The sequence below is a fragment of the Halomonas eurihalina genome, assembly GCF_008274785.1.
GTDB classification, from domain to species: domain Bacteria; phylum Pseudomonadota; class Gammaproteobacteria; order Pseudomonadales; family Halomonadaceae; genus Halomonas; species Halomonas eurihalina.
Genome location: NZ_VTPU01000004.1, coordinates 154,692 through 170,516, shown reverse-complemented (window position 1 = coordinate 170,516; position 15,825 = coordinate 154,692). Strand labels below are relative to the sequence as shown.

The 15,825-nt window shown below is 67.0% G+C and carries 11 protein-coding genes; 3 read left to right on the top strand and 8 right to left on the bottom strand.

The window, feature by feature from the left end:
- Positions 1-35: 35 nt before the first annotated feature.
- From nagE to FZZ93_RS06010, 5 genes are read right to left on the bottom strand one after another with little or no spacing between them, the layout of a single operon-like run.
- Complete coding sequence (gene nagE, locus FZZ93_RS06030; protein WP_149321427.1) at positions 36-1,730, bottom strand: N-acetylglucosamine-specific PTS transporter subunit IIBC; 1,695 nt, start codon at positions 1,728-1,730, stop codon at positions 36-38.
- Entirely contained in the window at positions 1,727-4,267 is a 2,541-nt protein-coding gene (ptsP, locus tag FZZ93_RS06025) for a phosphoenolpyruvate--protein phosphotransferase (protein WP_149321426.1), read from the bottom strand. Before ptsP ends, nagE begins: the two co-directional genes overlap by 4 nt.
- A 39-nt stretch (positions 4,268-4,306) precedes the next feature.
- Positions 4,307-5,326, bottom strand: coding sequence for an SIS domain-containing protein (locus FZZ93_RS06020; protein ID WP_223111773.1), 1,020 nt, complete (start codon positions 5,324-5,326; stop codon positions 4,307-4,309).
- The gene (locus FZZ93_RS06015; protein WP_149321425.1) at positions 5,310-6,431 is read right to left on the bottom strand and encodes an N-acetylglucosamine-6-phosphate deacetylase; all 1,122 of its coding nucleotides are present in this window, start codon (positions 6,429-6,431) and stop codon (positions 5,310-5,312) included. Before FZZ93_RS06015 ends, FZZ93_RS06020 begins: the two co-directional genes overlap by 17 nt.
- Positions 6,432-6,476: 45 nt before the next feature.
- Positions 6,477-7,211 (bottom strand): GntR family transcriptional regulator, encoded by a 735-nt coding sequence (locus FZZ93_RS06010; protein WP_149321424.1) that lies wholly within the window; start codon positions 7,209-7,211, stop codon positions 6,477-6,479.
- Positions 7,212-7,436: 225 nt separating this feature from the next.
- Between FZZ93_RS06010 and FZZ93_RS06005 the strand changes: the two genes are divergently transcribed.
- From FZZ93_RS06005 to gpgF, 3 genes are all read left to right on the top strand, one after another.
- A complete protein-coding gene (locus tag FZZ93_RS06005; protein WP_149321423.1) occupies positions 7,437-9,377 on the top strand; it encodes an exoribonuclease II in 1,941 nt (646 codons plus the stop codon).
- 178 nt (positions 9,378-9,555) lie between these two features.
- Positions 9,556-10,674 (top strand): N-acetylglucosaminyl phosphatidylglycerol synthase, encoded by a 1,119-nt coding sequence (gene gpgS, locus FZZ93_RS06000; RefSeq protein WP_149321422.1) that lies wholly within the window; start codon positions 9,556-9,558, stop codon positions 10,672-10,674.
- A complete protein-coding gene (gene gpgF / locus FZZ93_RS05995; RefSeq protein ID WP_149321421.1) occupies positions 10,667-11,794 on the top strand; it encodes a glucosaminyl phosphatidylglycerol flippase in 1,128 nt (375 codons plus the stop codon). Before gpgS ends, gpgF begins: the two co-directional genes overlap by 8 nt.
- On the opposite strand, the gene FZZ93_RS05990 is transcribed toward gpgF, so the two are convergent.
- From FZZ93_RS05990 to sucC, 3 genes are all read right to left on the bottom strand, one after another.
- Positions 11,709-13,457 (bottom strand): sodium:solute symporter family protein, encoded by a 1,749-nt coding sequence (locus FZZ93_RS05990; protein ID WP_149321420.1) that lies wholly within the window; start codon positions 13,455-13,457, stop codon positions 11,709-11,711. The genes gpgF and FZZ93_RS05990 overlap by 86 nt on opposite strands.
- 225 nt (positions 13,458-13,682) lie before the next feature.
- Positions 13,683-14,555 (bottom strand): succinate--CoA ligase subunit alpha, encoded by an 873-nt coding sequence (gene sucD / locus FZZ93_RS05985; protein WP_013332864.1) that lies wholly within the window; start codon positions 14,553-14,555, stop codon positions 13,683-13,685.
- Positions 14,555-15,721 (bottom strand): ADP-forming succinate--CoA ligase subunit beta, encoded by a 1,167-nt coding sequence (gene sucC, locus FZZ93_RS05980; protein ID WP_013332865.1) that lies wholly within the window; start codon positions 15,719-15,721, stop codon positions 14,555-14,557. The genes sucD and sucC overlap by 1 nt, the downstream gene beginning before the upstream one ends.
- Between the last annotated feature and the right edge of the window lie 104 nt (positions 15,722-15,825).

Genomic DNA, 15,825 nt, shown 5'->3' with positions numbered 1-15,825 from the left:
TGCGGCCACCGTGCTGTCAACAAGAGGGTCGACGCTCAGCCCCGCGCCGCCAGGGAAGTGGCGATGGCGGAGGCCTGCGGGCCGACCACCAGATGCCAGGTGCGCTCGCCGACGGCCATCGAACCGAAGCACCCCAGCGCCTTCAGTGCTGCCGTATCGAGGGATGCCTCGTCATGCAGCTCGACGCGCAGGCGAGTCCCGGCCCGGGCGGCAAGATTGCGAAGGTTGTCGCGCCCGCCGAGCGCGGCCAGCCAAGCGGCGACCTGATCGTCGGACAGCGATGCCTCGGCGGTCTCTTCCACCGGCTGATGCGGCGTGCCGGCCTCGGATACCGGCGGCTCGACGCCGGCAGCGGCCACGGCGGCACGAATCTCGTCGGCCACGCCATCGGCGATGGGTCCCAGCACGACCTGCAGGCCGCCACCGCCGAGGCGCATCACGCCGCGCGATCCCAGCGACTTGAGGGCCGGCTCGTCGATGGCGTCGGCATCGGCCAGCACCAGACGCAGCCGCGTAGTGCAGGCACCGACGCTGCGCAGGTTGACTGCCCCGCCGAGCGCGGCGACGAAGGCCGGTCCCCGTTCGCTGGCCTGCCCCTCCGCCGGGCGGGACATGGCAGTCTCCTCGTCGCGGCCCGGCGTGGGCAGGTCGAAGCGCTGGATCGTCCAGCGAAAGACACCGTAGTAAAGCACGAACATAGCCAGGCCGACCGGCAGCATCAGCCAGCCATTGGTGGAAAGGCCATAAGAAAGGGCGTAGTCGAAGGCGCCGGCCGAGAAGGTGAAACCGAGCTTCACGTCGAGCAGTTGCATCAGTGCCATGGACAGGCCGGTCATCAGCGCATGGAACACATAGAGCAGCGGCGCCAGGAACATGAAGGTGAACTCGATGGGCTCGGTCACCCCGGTCAGGAACGCGGTCAGCGCCAGCGACATCAGCAGGCCGCCCACCTGGGCACGGCGTGCCTTGGGCGCGGCGTGATACATGGCCAGCGCCGCGGCCGGCAGGCCAAACATCATCACCGGGAAGAAGCCGGCCATGAAGCCTCCGGCACTGGGATCGCCGGCGAAGAAGCGATTCAGATCGCCAGTGGCGCCATCGAAGCTGCCGAACACGAACCACACGAAGCTGTTGAGCACATGGTGCAGCCCGGTAACGATCAGCAGGCGATTGAGCGCTCCGTAAACGAACTTGCCGAGCGCGCCGGCCTCGATCAGCCAATGGCCCAGGTTATCGATGCCCGCCTGGATCGCCGGCCAGCCCCAGCCGAAGACGATGCCAAGCAGCACCGCCGCCAGGCCCGTGGCAATCGGCACGAAACGCCGCCCGCCGAAGAAGGCCAGGTATTCCGGCAACTGGATGGCCCGGTAGCGGTTGTAGATCAACCCTGCCACGGAGCCAATAATCACCCCGGCCAGTACCCCCATGTTGATGTCGGGGTTGATGGTGTGCAGCACCGCGTCCAGCACCAGGTAGCCGACCACCCCGGCCAGTCCAGCCGCGCCGTTACTGTCGTCGGCGAAACCGACCGCCAGGCCGATGGCGAAGATCAGCGCCAGATGGTCGAAGATCGACTGGCCGGCGGCGGCCACGAAGGCAATATCCAGCAGGTCGGGCTGGCCCAGTCGCAACAGCAGGCCGGCTACGGGCAGCACCGCGATGGGCAGCATCAAGGAACGTCCGAGCAGTTGCAGCCCGGCCATGAGGCGGGAGCCGAGTTCTCGAATCATGATGGGATCCTCTCGGGAGTTGTTGTTGTGGTGTCGGAAACGGATTCATGGATCTCGGCGAGACGCCGACGCACACTTGCGGCATCGGGCATCGCCAGCAGATCTGGCAGTTCGCGGGCCAGGGAAGCGGCATCGAGCCAACGGATCATCGCCTTGATGGCGGCCACCCGGGCCGGCTCGACGGACAGCTCATCGACACCCATCGCCACCAGCAGGGAGGCGGCCAGCGGATCGCCGGCCGCCGCGCCGCACACCCCGACCGGGCAGCGTCCGGCGGCGCCCTCGACGGTGGCCTGGATCAGGCGCAGCACACCGGGATGCAGGACATCGGCACGGGCCGCCAGGCGCGAATCCTCGCGATCCATGGCCAGGGCATACTGGGTCAGGTCGTTGGTGCCGATCGACAGGAAGTCGGCCTGTTCGGCCAGGTTCGCCGCGCACAGGGCGGCGCTGGGCACCTCGACCATGGCGCCGAGACGCGGCCGCTCCGTGAGGCCTCGTTCCACGGCAACGGCCTCGAGCCGCTCGCGCACCCAGGCCAGCTCGCCAACCTCGCTGACCATCGGCACCATGATGTGCAGGGCATCCAGCGGCACGACGCCGAGCAAGGCGTGCAATTGGGTATCGAGCAGTGCCGGCTGGTCATGCCACAGCCTCACCCCACGCACGCCGAGCGCCGGGTTGGGCACCTCGGGCAGTCGCAGATAGGGCAGCTGCTTGTCGGCACCGATATCCAGGGTACGAATGATTACCGGCTTGCCGCCGAGCGCCGTCAGGCTGGTCTGGTACTCGTGGCGCTGCTCCGCCTCGTCGGGCGCGGTATCGCGGCCCAGGAACAGGAACTCGCTGCGCATCAGGCCGACGCCGTCGGCGCCGGATTCGGCCGCCAGGCGCGCTTCGCTGCTGTCGCCGATGTTCGCCGCCACTTCGATCTCGCGACCGTCTCGCGTGACCGCCGGTTCGAAGGCCTCGGCGCGTTCGGCCTCGCGGAGCTCGGCATCGCGGCGCAGGGCCTCGCGTACCGCTGCCAGGCGCGCCTCGTCGGGCGCGGGCTCGAGACGCCCGGCATGGGCGTCGAGCACCGCACGCTCTCCGCTCACGTCCTCGAGTGCCTCGCCCATTGCCACCAGGCAGGGAATGCCGCGCGCCCGGGCCAGGATCGCCACGTGCGACGTCGTGCCGCCGGCCTTCAGGCACAACCCGGCAGGACCGCGCTCGGCAAGGGCGACGAACTGCGAGGGAGAGAGATCATCGGCTACCAGGATGGCCCCTTCGGGAACATCGGGCAGCGGGGCCACGCCGGCCTCGGCGAACTCGGCCATGACATGGCGCTGCAGGTCGCGCAGATCGGCCACGCGTCCCGCCAGCAAGGCATTGCCGGTGGCCCGCAGTTGTTCGGCCTCGTCATCCAGCGCCTCGCGCCAGGCCTGACCGGCACTGCGGCCGGCCTCGATGCGGGCCGTGGCCGACTCGAGCAACCCCGGATCGTCCAGCCAGGCCAGGTGCGCCTCGAAGATATCCGCCTCGGCGCGCTGACCCTGCCGTTCGGCCTGCTCGCGCGCGTTTTCCAGGGAACGCCCGACCCCCTCCAGGGCGGCACGCAGGTCCTCGCGTTCGACCGCCTCGCCACGTCCGTCGTAAGGCACTGCCGGCAGCGGCAGGCTCACCGTCACCAGCGGGCCGATCGCCAGACCCGGACTGGCGACGAGACCGGCGAACTCACCTTCGGCCACGGAGGCCGGCATCGCCGCTTCCTGCTGCGGTTCGGCGCCTTCCGGCGTGGTCAGCAGCTCGGCGATGGCCGCCAATACAGCCTGGGTATCGTCGCCCCGGGCGTGCAGGACCACCTCGCTACTCTCGGCCAGGCCGAGATTCATCAGGGCACTCACGCTGTCGCCGCGCGCCTCGGCATCGCCATGCACGAGTCGCACCTCGGCGTCGTGCCGCTTCACGATGGCGCGCACCCGGGCGGCCGGCCGGGCGTGCAAGCCGGCTTCGAGTGCCAGCGTCACGCGGCGTTCTTGCCAGGGCCCTGTGCGCTCGGTCGTTGCCGCGACGGACGCCGCCGCGGGCGTCAGGCTCATCAGCGCGGCGCCACGTTCGACATACCCGCCCGTGGCGTTCGCCTCGAGACGCAGGCGCCAGCCGGCGTCATCGGTCACTACCAGCGGCGTGATCAGAGACCGGGCCCGTTCGGCCAGCAGCTCGGGATCGAAACGGCACAGTGGCTCGCCGGTCTTCACCTGCTGCCCCACCGCGACGTTCAGTTCGATGCCCTGGCCCTGAAGTTCGACGGTATCCAGTCCCAGGTGAATTAGTACCTCGACGCCCTGCTCGGTCTTCAGCGTCAGGGCGTGCCGGGTCTTGGCGCACTGCACCACCTCGCCGTCGCAAGGCGCGTGGAGCACGGGCTCCAGCGGATCCAGGGCGATGCCCTCGCCCAGAGTTCCGCCGGCGAAGACCGGGTCGGGAACATCGGACAAGAGCGTCACGATGCCAGTGGCCGGGGCCACCAGGGTCAGTTTGGAGGAAGACATGATCGACTCCGATACATTGTTGTTGTCGCAGCCCGAGGCTTACAACGTGCAGGTAACCTTGCGCAGGTGACGTGGCTTGTCCGGGTCGCTGCCCCTGGCCTCGGCGAGTTCCGCCGCCATGCGATAGAAGCTCTGGATCACCGACAGCGGTTGCAGGTCCTCGTGGCCGGCGTCGCTCAACGTCAGATGGCGCCCGGCCACCGACTCGTCGGCAGCCAGCAGTACTCGGGCTCCGACTCCGCCGAGCCAGTCGGCGAGTTCCAGCAGGCCGGCCTGCTCGACACCGGGAGGCGCGAACACCAGCACCGGATAGCCGGCTTCGATCAGGGCCATCGGGCCGTGCCGTACCTCGGCGCCACTGAAGGGTTCGGCCTGGATGGCGCAGGTTTCCTTGAACTTGAGGGCTGCTTCCTGGGCCACCGCCAGGCCGGCACCGCGTCCGATCACCATCAGGCGATCAGCGTCGACGAGTGCCTCGACCGCCTCGCTCCAGTCCTGATCGGCCGCCCGGCTCAGGCATTCCGGTAAGCTGTCCAGGGCGGCCAGCAGGTCGCTATCCCGAGTCCAGTACGCCAGCAACTGGGCAGCAGCAGAGAGCGTCGCCAGGTAGCTCTTGGTGGCGGCCACGCTGCGCTCCTCGCCGGCATACAACGGCACTTCGAGGTCGCTGGCCTGGCCCAATGGCGACTGCGGCGTGTTGACCAGCGCCAGGGTGCGAGCCCCGCCCCGCGCCAAGGCTTCCTGGGTGGCCACCAGATCCGGGCTCTGCCCGGACTGCGAAATCGCCACCGCCAGTTGCCCGTCGAGGCGCCAGGGCGCCTTGGCCAGGGTCGAAAGCGAGGGCGGCAGCGAAGCCACTGGAATGCCCAGGTGCTTCATGCAGAGATAGGCGAAATAGGCCGCGGCGTGATCGGAGCTACCCCGGGCCACGGTCATGGCGCCGGACGGCGGCTGCTCGCGCAGTCGGGCGCCCAATGATTCCAGTACGTCGGCGTTGCGCTGCAACTGGCCGCGCACGCGCTCCGGGGCGTTGCGCGCTTCTTCAAGCATCAGTGACATGAGCGTCTCCTTCGACGACGAGTCGACCGCCGACATGGACGGCTTTCAGGTTCAATCGGGAATCCAGTTCCACCAGATCAGCGCGCGCGCCTTCGGCCAGGCGGCCGAGGTCATGGCGACCCAGGAAATCGGCGGGATAGCGGGAAAGTCGGTTGGAAGCCTCGGCCAGCGTCTGGCCGAGATCGACCAGGTTGCGCAGCGCCTGATCCATGGTCAGGGTACTGCCGGCCAGGGTGCCATCGGCCAGCCGCACGCCGCCCAGGCACTTGGTGACCGCCTGCTCGCCGAGGCGGTATTCGCCATCGGGCATGCCCGCCGCGGCGGTGGAGTCGGTCACGGCATAGAGATGCGGAATGCAGCGCAAGGCGGCGCGAATGGCACCGGGATGCACGTGCAACAGATCGGGAATCAGTTCGGCATACTCCGCATGCGCCATGGCCGCCCCGACCATACCGGGCTTGCGGTGATGCAGTCCGGACATGGCATTGAACAGGTGGGTGAAGCCATGGGCGCCATGCTCCAGCGCCGCCACGCCTTCCTCGTAGCTGCCCAGGGTGTGGCCGATCTGCACGCGCACGCCCCGCTCGCTGAGCTGCTCGATCAGCGTCAGGTGACCGGCCAGTTCCGGCGCCAGGGTCAACAGCACGATCGGCGCCAGCCGGCGCAGTTCCTCGACTTCCTCGAGCACGCCGAGCCGGGCATGGGACGGCTGGGCACCGAGCTTGCCCGGATTGATGTAGGGGCCTTCCAGATGCACCCCCAGCACGCGAGTGGCCGACGGGTCCGGCGCTTCCATGTAGGCGCCGACGTCCCCCAGCACGCGCCGGGTATCGTCATCCGGTGCCGTCATGGTGGTCGCCAGCAGGCTGGTGGTGCCGAAACGCACATGGGTCCGCGCCACCGTGGCCACCGCCGCGCCGCCTTCCATGACATCGGCGCCGCCGCCACCGTGCACGTGCAGGTCGATGAACCCCGGCAACAGGCGCGGCAGATCGTTTTGCTCAGGATCGACCGGCTCGCCGTCGATGCGGCTGATGTGTCCGTCGTGCCAGTGCAACTCGCCGAGCCGCCAACCGTCGGGTGTCAGGATATTGCCGTAGCGCATGGTGTCTCCCGGTTCGTTCTAAACGTCAGAACTCAGCGTCAGGGCTCAACGTGTCAGCTCGACGATGAAGTCGTAGTAATCGGTGCGGCAGTAGGTAACGGTCAGCTCCGCCGGCGTGCCGTCGATCAGATAGCCCTGACGGGTCACCTTGAGCAGAGCCTGGCCTTCCGGCACTTCGGCCAGCCGCGCCAGCTCGGCGTCGGCATTGACTGCCGTAACGTGCTGCAGTGCGCGTGCCACCGGGCGGCCCGCCTCCTCCAGGAAGGCATACAGCGAATCCCCCACCCCCTGGGGATCGTCGAGTACCGACTGCGGCAGGCAGCTCTCCTCGACCGCCATGACCACGCCATCCGCCAGGCGCAGGCGCTTGAGCCGCGCGACGCGGGCATCGCCGCTCAGGCCCAGGCGCAGGCTCTCGTCGGCCGAAGGGGCGGCCAGGCATCGCGACAGCCAGCACGAACGCGGCGTGAAGCCACGCTGGGTCAGCATTTCGGTGAAACTCGCCAGGCGTGTCAGGGGCTGATTGAGACGCGGCGTGATGAAGGTGCCGGAGCCTCGGGTACGCCGGATCAGACCAAGCTCGGCCAGCCGGTCCAGCGCCTTGCGGGCCGTGATCCGCGAGACATCCAGCGCCTCGGCCAGGGCCCGCTCCGAAGGCAGCGCCTCGCCGGCCTGCCAAGCTCCTTCCTCGATGGCTTCCTCCAGCCGGCTCGCCAGCTGGTGGTACAGCGGCGTGGACAGCTCAGGATCGAGTCGCAGTTGTTGAAATCGGCGATCCATGGTCGCTCTCGTGCAGCATCGATATAGGACCAATATAGACCACTAACAATACCAATTAAATACCACTTATCTTATACCTTGGTCCGAACCGCTACCCGCAACCCATGCCAAACGAGAGCATGCCGGAGCCGAGGCGCCAGAAGCCCCAAGAGCGCCCTGCCACGATTGGCGTGGGCCGACGGAATCCGTATAGTGACCCTCCTATCCCGCCATTCGATCGTTATCATGCTGCAGAACAACTCGGCGCTTGCTCAGCTCAAGCAACAGATTCGCGACAACACGCCTCGAGTCGAAGGCGTGATCAAGGCCACCGAGCGAGGCTTCGGCTTTCTCGAAACCGAGGACGGCACCTCTTACTTCGTGCCGCCCCCCGCCATGAAGCAGGTACTGCATGGCGACCGTGTCGGAGCGATCCTCCACGAGGAAGGCGAGAAGAAGTCGGTGGAGCCGGACACCCTGATCGAGCAGGGCCTGGAGCGCTTCATTGCCCGGGTGCGCAAGCGCGATGGTCGACTGGCGGTGATCCCCGACCACCCATCGATCAGCAACGTCCTCAAGGCGCGCGTCAAGCGCAGCCTCGACGAGGCATCGCTCGACGATGGCGACTGGGTCGAGGCCCGTCTCGTGCGTCACCCGCTCAAGCCGGATGACCGTGCCTTCTTCGCCCAGATCGACGAGCTGGTCGCCAAGCACGACAACCCGGCCGTGCCCTGGCGCGTGACCCTGGCTCGCCATGCTCTGGAACAGGCCAGCCCCGAAGGCGGCGATGACTGGCCGTTGCGCGATGAGGGCCTGCAGCGTGAGGACCTCACCGAGGCGCCCTTCTTTACCATCGACAACGCCAAGACCCGAGACATGGACGATGCCCTGCGCATCGAGCCCCGGGACAACGGCGGCTGGCGACTGACCGTTGCCATCGCCGACCCCACCGCCTATGTCGCGGAAGGCGATGGCGTCGACCTGGAAGCGCGCACTCGCGCCTTCACCGTCTACCTGCCCGGACAGAACGTCACCATGCTGCCGGAGCACCTGGCCGACGACCTCTGTTCGCTATGGGAGAACCAGGACCGCCCCGCCCTGGCCTGCACCCTGGACGTGGAAGCCGACGGCTCCTTCGGCGACTACCGGTTCTTTGCCGCCACGGTGCGTTCTCACGCTCGGCTGGCCTACGACGATGTCTCCGACTGGCTGGAAGACCAGGGCGAGTGGGCTCCCGAGCCGGCCATCGGCGAGCAGCTCAAGGCATTGCGCGACCTGACCGAGGCTCGCACCGCCTGGCGCGCCGAGCATGCCCTGGTCTTCAAGGACCGGCCGGATTACGTCTTCGACCTGGACGATGCCGGCAACGTGCTGAACATCCGCACCGAGCAGCGGCGCATCGCCAACCGCATGATCGAGGAATCGATGATCGCGGCCAATGCCTGCTGCGCCCACCTGCTGGCCGAGCATGTCGGCCACGGCATCTTCAATGTTCATCGCGCCTTCGAGCCGGACAAGGCCGAAGCCGCCCGCGAATTCCTGGCCGATCAGGACATCGAGGTGGCGCTGGAAGCCCTCACCGAACTGCCGCGCTACAAGGAACTCAAGCGCGAGCTGGAAGGCCGCGACGACGCATGGCTCGACGCGCGACTGCGCCGCTTCCAGGGCTTCACCAGCATGTCGGCCCGCCCGGGGCCGCACTTCGGCCTCGGGCTGTCTGCCTACGCCACCTGGACCTCGCCGATCCGCAAGTACGGCGACATGGTCAACCACCGCTTGATCAAGCGCGTGCTCAAGGGCGAACAGGCCCCGGCGGAAGCCAGCCTCGAGCTCACCGAGCAGTTGACCGAGCGCCGCCGCCTGAACCGCATGGCCGAACGTGACGTCAAGGACTGGCTCTATGTGCGCTACCTTGGCACCCACGCCGAATCCGGCGAGGCCTTCGACGCCGAGATCATCGCCATCAACCGTGGCGGCATGCGAGTGCGCCTGACCGCCAATGGCGCCACCGCCTTCGTGCCCGCCCCGCTGATGCACAGCGACCGCGATAAGGTGGTGATCGACGACAAGGAAGGCCGCATCCAGATCGAGGGCGAAGAGCGCTTCAAGCTCGGCGATCCGGTCCGGGTCGCGCTGACCGAAGCCCGCGAGGAAACGCGTTCGCTGGTGGGTCGCCCCGCCGACTGAGCGGACGCCTCCGCCCGATGCGACAAGAACGAACGGCGGCCCTCGGGCCGCCGTTTTGCATTGAGCCCCATCAGAAAAGTCGACGAGCACAGGCACTTTTCATCAAAGTCTCGTGTCGTCGAACTGTCGTAAAGTATGCATAGACTGGAGACAGTTACCGGCACTACCGGGAGGTCTCTTGCATCTCGTCGACGTCACCATGTTCCACGCCCCCGCCAGCGGCGGCGTGCGCACCTACCTGAGCGCCAAGCATCGCTGCCTTTCCGGCCACGACGGCATCCGCACCAGCCTGCTGGTGCCCGGCGCCGAGCGCGATGCCCTGGGCGACCTGCACACTTTGCCTGCCCTGCGCCTGCCGCTAGGCCAAGGCTATCGTTTTCCCCTACGTCGCCGTCCCTGGCAGGCAGCTCTGGAGGCCATGTCGCCCGATCTGATCGAGGCCGGCGACCCCTACGTCACCGCCTGGGCCGCCCTCGAGGCCGGTCAGCGCCTGGGCGTGCCGGTGGTCGGGTTCTATCACTCCGACCTGCCACGCCTGATGGGAGATCGCTTCGGCGGTGCCGTGAAGCGCCGGCTGAAAGGCTATGTGGCCGATCTCTACGGCCGTTTCGACAGCGTGATGGCCCCCTGCCGGGCCATGGCCGAGCGCCTCGAGTCATGGGGCGTGGATAACGTGCGCGTCCAGCCTCTCGGCGTGGACCTGGAGACCTTTCACCCGGATTGCGCCGACCCAAGCCTGCGTGCCGCCCTGGGCCTGTCCGAGCAGACCCGCCTGCTGGCCTTCGCCGGGCGCAATTCCCGCGAGAAGAACGTCGATGTACTGCTCGATGTGATGCAACGGCTCGGCTCGCCTTACCACCTGCTGCTGATGGGGCCCGGCATGCCGACCCGGGTTCCCGACAATGTCACCGTGGTGCCCCGCTGCTGCGACAGCCGCGAGGTGGCCCGCGCCCTGGCCAGCGCCGATGCCATGATCCATGCCGGCACCCGGGAAACCTTTGGCCTGGTGGCCCTGGAGGCCATGGCCTGCGGCCTGCCGATCATCGCCGCCCGCGCCGGCGCCCTGATCGAAAACGTCCCGCTGGGCGGTGGCATCCTCTGCGAGCCACAGAATCCGACGGACATGGCCCGAGCGGTCGAGGAGCTATTCATCAACGACGTCCAGGCGAGTGGTCGGCACGCGCGCCGTTATGTCGAGCGTCGCTTCCGCTGGGAGAACGTCATCGACGGCCTGCTAGACCACTACACCGCCCTGGTCCCGAACACCGCAGCCTCCAGCTTCTCACGGCATGGCTGAGCGGCTGGATCGACCACGCAGAGAACGCAACCTGCTGGCCCGCTGGGGCTGGCTGGGGCTGGCCCTGTCCATGGCCCTGGTGGTGCCCTGGCTATTGGGTGGCAAGGATGTCCTCGATGCCCTGGCTGATTTTCCGATCGGCATCCTGGCACTGATGCTGGTCATGACCGTGACCTGCTGGAATCTCAACGCCCTTCGCCTGCGCCTGCTGCTGGACGGACGCGCCGGCCGGCTCGGACAGGGCCAGGCACTGGCCATCGAGATGGCCGCCAAGTTCGCCCTTTGCGCCACTCCCGGCGGCAGTGGCGGCGCCGTCACCCTGCTGGCCCTGCTGGCACGACGGGGGTTCTCCCCGTCACGAGGGTCGGCGGTGTTCCTGGTCGACCAGGGCTGCGACATGCTGTTCTTCCTGGCGATGCTCGGCGTGCTGATCGGCATATCGCTGAGCGGCAACGTGAACTGGCCACATCAAGGCCTGCTCGCCGTCGCCATGCTGAGCCTGGTCGGGCTGATGCTGCTGGTCGGCCTGTCGCTTTTGCGCCTGCCCCAGTTGCTGCGTCAGCGCCCGAGCTGGTGGCTGCGCCGCCTCTCCTCCCGGCGGCGCCGCTGGCTGGCCAGACGATTGCTCAGCTGCCGCCTGGCCTTGATCGCCACGCTCTGCCTGCCTCCCGCCCGGCTGGCGAGCATACTCGGCCTGTGCGCGGCGCACTGGCTGTTGCGCTACAGCCTGCTTTACCTGGCCGTGCTCGGCGTGGGCGCCCATGTCGACTGGGCCTGGACCTTCCTGACCCAGATGCTGGCCATGGCGGCCAGCCAGATCAGCATCCTGCCCGGCGGCGCCGGCGCCGCCGAACTCGGCGTCGGCACACTGCTGATGCCGTTGATGCCCGCTGCCCAGGCCGCCGCCGCCGTCGTCGTATGGCGGCTGGTCACCTATCACCTCTACCTGCTGGCCGGCGCACCGGCCTTCGTGATCCTGGTAGGGCGCTGGCTGAAACGCCCGTCGGGTCCCGACGCAGGCAATACCTCGACACTCACTCCGGTATCCCGGCAACGCTCGCGCTACGTTCGGCAACCTTCCGCGAGCGCGCCACCCGATAGCCCACGCCACCCGCGATGAGCAGCATGACTCCGCACCCCAGGGCCAGGCCATAGGCCCCCAGGACCGCGCCCTGGGAAACGCCATAGCCCTCGGCCAGGCTGGCCAGTGTCTCGGCGTACTGGCGCCACAGGAAGAGCCCCACACCGATGCCCGAGAGCATGGTGACGATCGCCACCCGGCGCGAGCCCTTGCTCCAGTTGGCCTCCAGGCTCGCATCATGCCGATGCAGAAAGGCCAGGTACTCGCGCTCTTCCTCGCTCACCCGCGTCAGGCGCGATACCACCAGGATGACCACCAGGGCCACCAGCGTGCTGATCGCCACCGGATGCAGATAGACCGGCAACTGCACCCAACCGGCCTGGTCCGCCAACGACAGGATGAGATTGCCGACGAAGCCCACGGTCAAGCCCCAGCCCGCTCCGGCGGCGGTAATCCGGCGACTCCAGATGCTCATCAGCGCCACCGGTCCCCAGGACGAGGCAAACAGCGTTGCCGCGAACCACACCACGGCCATCACCGCCGGCGGCTGGAACAATGCCAGCAGCAAGGCGATCAAGCCAGCCGCCAGTACAGCGATGCGGCTGGCACGCATTGCCGACGCCTCGTTGCGAGCGGCAGGCAGGATGTCATTGGAAAGGCTGAAGCCGATGATCGACAGGAAGGTCGAGCAGGACGACAGCCCGGCGGCGAACACGCCGGTCAGGATGATCACGCCGAGCCAGGGCGGCAGGATGTTGAGCGCCGACCACACCATGGCCCGCTCGGAATCGAGCCCCGTGTCGTAAAGATTGATGGCCGCCCCGGTCATCATCATCAAGGCATAGAAGATCGCCAGCGCCACGGCGGTGAGCATGGCCGAGCGCATGACGACATGCTCGTTGCGCGCCATCAGATAGCGGCTCGACTGCCAGGGGCTCGCTGCCAGCACGGCCGCCCACACTAGGCCGAGCGTCAGCCCCCATGTCAGGGCTTCGCCGGGCGAGCTGAACGTCGCCCCTTCCCCTTCGATGACACCATGCCAAAGCGCGATACCCGGCTTCGCCGATTGGGCCAAGAGTCCTTCGATGACGCCCGACCAGCCTCCCAGGTCGTGGATGATGTACAGCGAGCCCCCCAGCGCCGCCACGGAGAAGATCACGAACATGACGGTATCGGTCAGCATGACGCCAGGCGAGCCCGAATAGAGAATGAAGCCCGTATAGGTCAGCCATACCAGCACCAGACCGACCCAGTACGGCATGCCGGTCAACTCGGCGAACATGATGCCGGCACCCTGCATGACGCCCAGCAGATAGGCCCCCAACCCGACCACGGTGGTCAACCCAGCGATGACCTGAACGCGCCGTGACGCAAAGCGCTTACCGAAGAATTCCGGCACCGTCAGTGCCCCGCTACGCCGCAGGTAACGACCAAACGCTAGCGCACCGAGCAGGCATCCCGAGGTACTGAGGGCAGCGAAGATCAGCATCACGAAAGGATAGCCCTGATAGGCAAAGCCGGTTTCCCCGAGAAAGGCGCTGGTACTCAGGTAACTGGCCACCAGGGTGCCGAGGATGAGAAAGGTCGGTGCATTGCGACCGGCGACCAGATAGTCGTCCAGGTGCTTGACCCGGCGACCGGCCCAGTGACCGATGACGAAGTAGGCGATCAGGCTGAACAGGATCGCAAGCGTATAGATCATGGCGACGAAAACCCTGAGGCTGTTGATTTTGTGCTCGCCATGATGCGGCCTGGTACGAACGGCGTCTTTCCATTAGCGTCATGACCAGCAGCATTCACGACACTCGCATTCACGATACTCCGCGCCAGACAGCGATTCGCCGGGTAACGTCTCGCACGCCCCCCTTCAACGAGAAAAGGGCACCCGAAGGTGCCCTTTTCCTGCATCGAAAGACGCTGGTTCGGCTTACCAGCCAGCGGCTTCCTTCAGCGCGTCACCGATCTCGGCCAGTGAACGCACGGTCTTCACGCCTGCAGCCTCGAGGGCGCCGAACTTCTCGTCGGCCGTGCCCTTGCCGCCAGCGATGATGGCGCCGGCGTGGCCCATGCGCTTGCCGGGAGGCGCGGTAACACCAGCGATGTAGGCGACCACCGGCTTGGAGACATTCTCCTTGATGTAGGCCGCGGCCTCTTCCTCGGCGGTACCGCCGATCTCACCGATCATCACGATAGCCTCGGTGGCCGGGTCCTTTTCGAACTCGGCGAGGATGTCGATGAAGTTGGAACCCGGGATCGGGTCGCCGCCGATACCCACGCAGGACGACTGGCCAAAGCCATGGTCGGTGGTCTGCTTGACCGCCTCGTAGGTCAGGGTGCCGGAACGCGACACGATGCCGACCTTGCCCGCCTTGTGGATGTGGCCGGGCATGATGCCGATCTTGCACTCGTCCGGGGTGATCACGCCCGGGCAGTTCGGGCCGATCAGGCGCGCGCCGAGCTCATCGCACTTCACCTTGACATCGAGCATGTCCAGGGTCGGAATGCCTTCGGTGATGCAGACGATCAGCTTGATGCCGGCGTTGGCGGCCTCGAGGATGGAGTCCTTGCAGAACGGGGCCGGCACATAGATCACGCTGGCCTCGGCGCCGGTCGCCTCGACGGCCTCGGCAACGGTGTTGAACACCGGCAGGCCCAGGTGCTCCTGGCCGCCCTTGCCCGGCGTCACGCCACCGACCATCTGGGTGCCGTAGGCGATCGCCTGCTCGGAGTGGAAGGTCCCTTGGCCACCGGTGAAGCCCTGGCAGATGACCTTGGTGTTCTTGTCGATGAGGATGCTCATTACTTGCCCTCCGCTGCCTTGACGACCTGCTGAGCCGCATCGGTCAGGCTGGTAGCAGCGATGATGTTCAGACCACTGGACGCCAGTTTCTCGGCACCCAGCTCGGCGTTGTTACCTTCCAGACGCACCACGACCGGGACATTGACGCCCACCTGCTCGACGGCGCCGATGATGCCCTCGGCGATCATGTCGCAGCGCACGATACCGCCGAAGATGTTGACCAGTACGGCCTTCACGGAGGTGTCGGAGAGGATGATCTTGAAGGCTTCGGCGACGCGTTCCTTGGTGGCACCGCCACCCACGTCGAGGAAGTTGGCCGGCTGGCCGCCATGGAGCTTGATGATGTCCATGGTGCCCATGGCCAGGCCTGCGCCGTTGACCATGCAGCCGATGTTGCCTTCCAGAGCCACGTAGTTCAGGTCCCACTTGGCGGCGTCGGCTTCGCGCTCGTCCTCCTGGGAGGGGTCGCGCATGGCCTGCAGGTCCGGATGGCGATAGAGGGCGTTGCCATCCAGGTTGACCTTGGCGTCCAGGCAGTGGAGGTTGCCTTCCTCGGTGATCACCAGCGGGTTGATCTCGAGCAGCGCCAGGTCCTTGTCGTGGAACAGCTTGGACAGGCCCAGGAAGATCTTGGTGAACTGCTTGACCTGATCACCGGACAGCCCCAGCTTGAAGGCCAGCTCGCGGGCCTGGTACGGCTGAGCGCCGACCAGCGGATCGATCTCGGCCTTGAGGATCTTCTCGGGCGTCTCCTCGGCGACCTTCTCGATCTCGACACCACCCTCGGTGGAAGCCATGAAGACCACGCGCTGCGTGCCGCGATCGACCACGGCGCCCAGATAGAGCTCATCGGCGATGTCGGTGCAGTTCTCGACCAGGATCTTGGCGACCGGCTGGCCCTTCTCGTCGGTCTGGAAGGTCACCAGGTTCTTGCCCAGCCACTGCTCGGCGAAGGCACTGGCCTCTTCCGGGCTCTCGACCAGCTTGACGCCGCCGGCCTTGCCGCGGCCACCGGCATGCACCTGGGCCTTGACGACCCACTTGTCGCCACCGATCTTCTTGCAGGCTTCCGCCGCTTCCTCGGGGGTGTCGACGGCAAAGCCCTTGGATACCGGCAAGCCGTAGTCGGCAAACAGCTGTTTGCTCTGATACTCGTGAAGGTTCATCGATTCATGCCATTGGTTGCATGTGACTCGAACGATGGTCCAGCAGGCTCGTCGCAAGGGCTCGAGGCCGGACCATCACCGTTCGCTTCCGATTCATGGCCGGA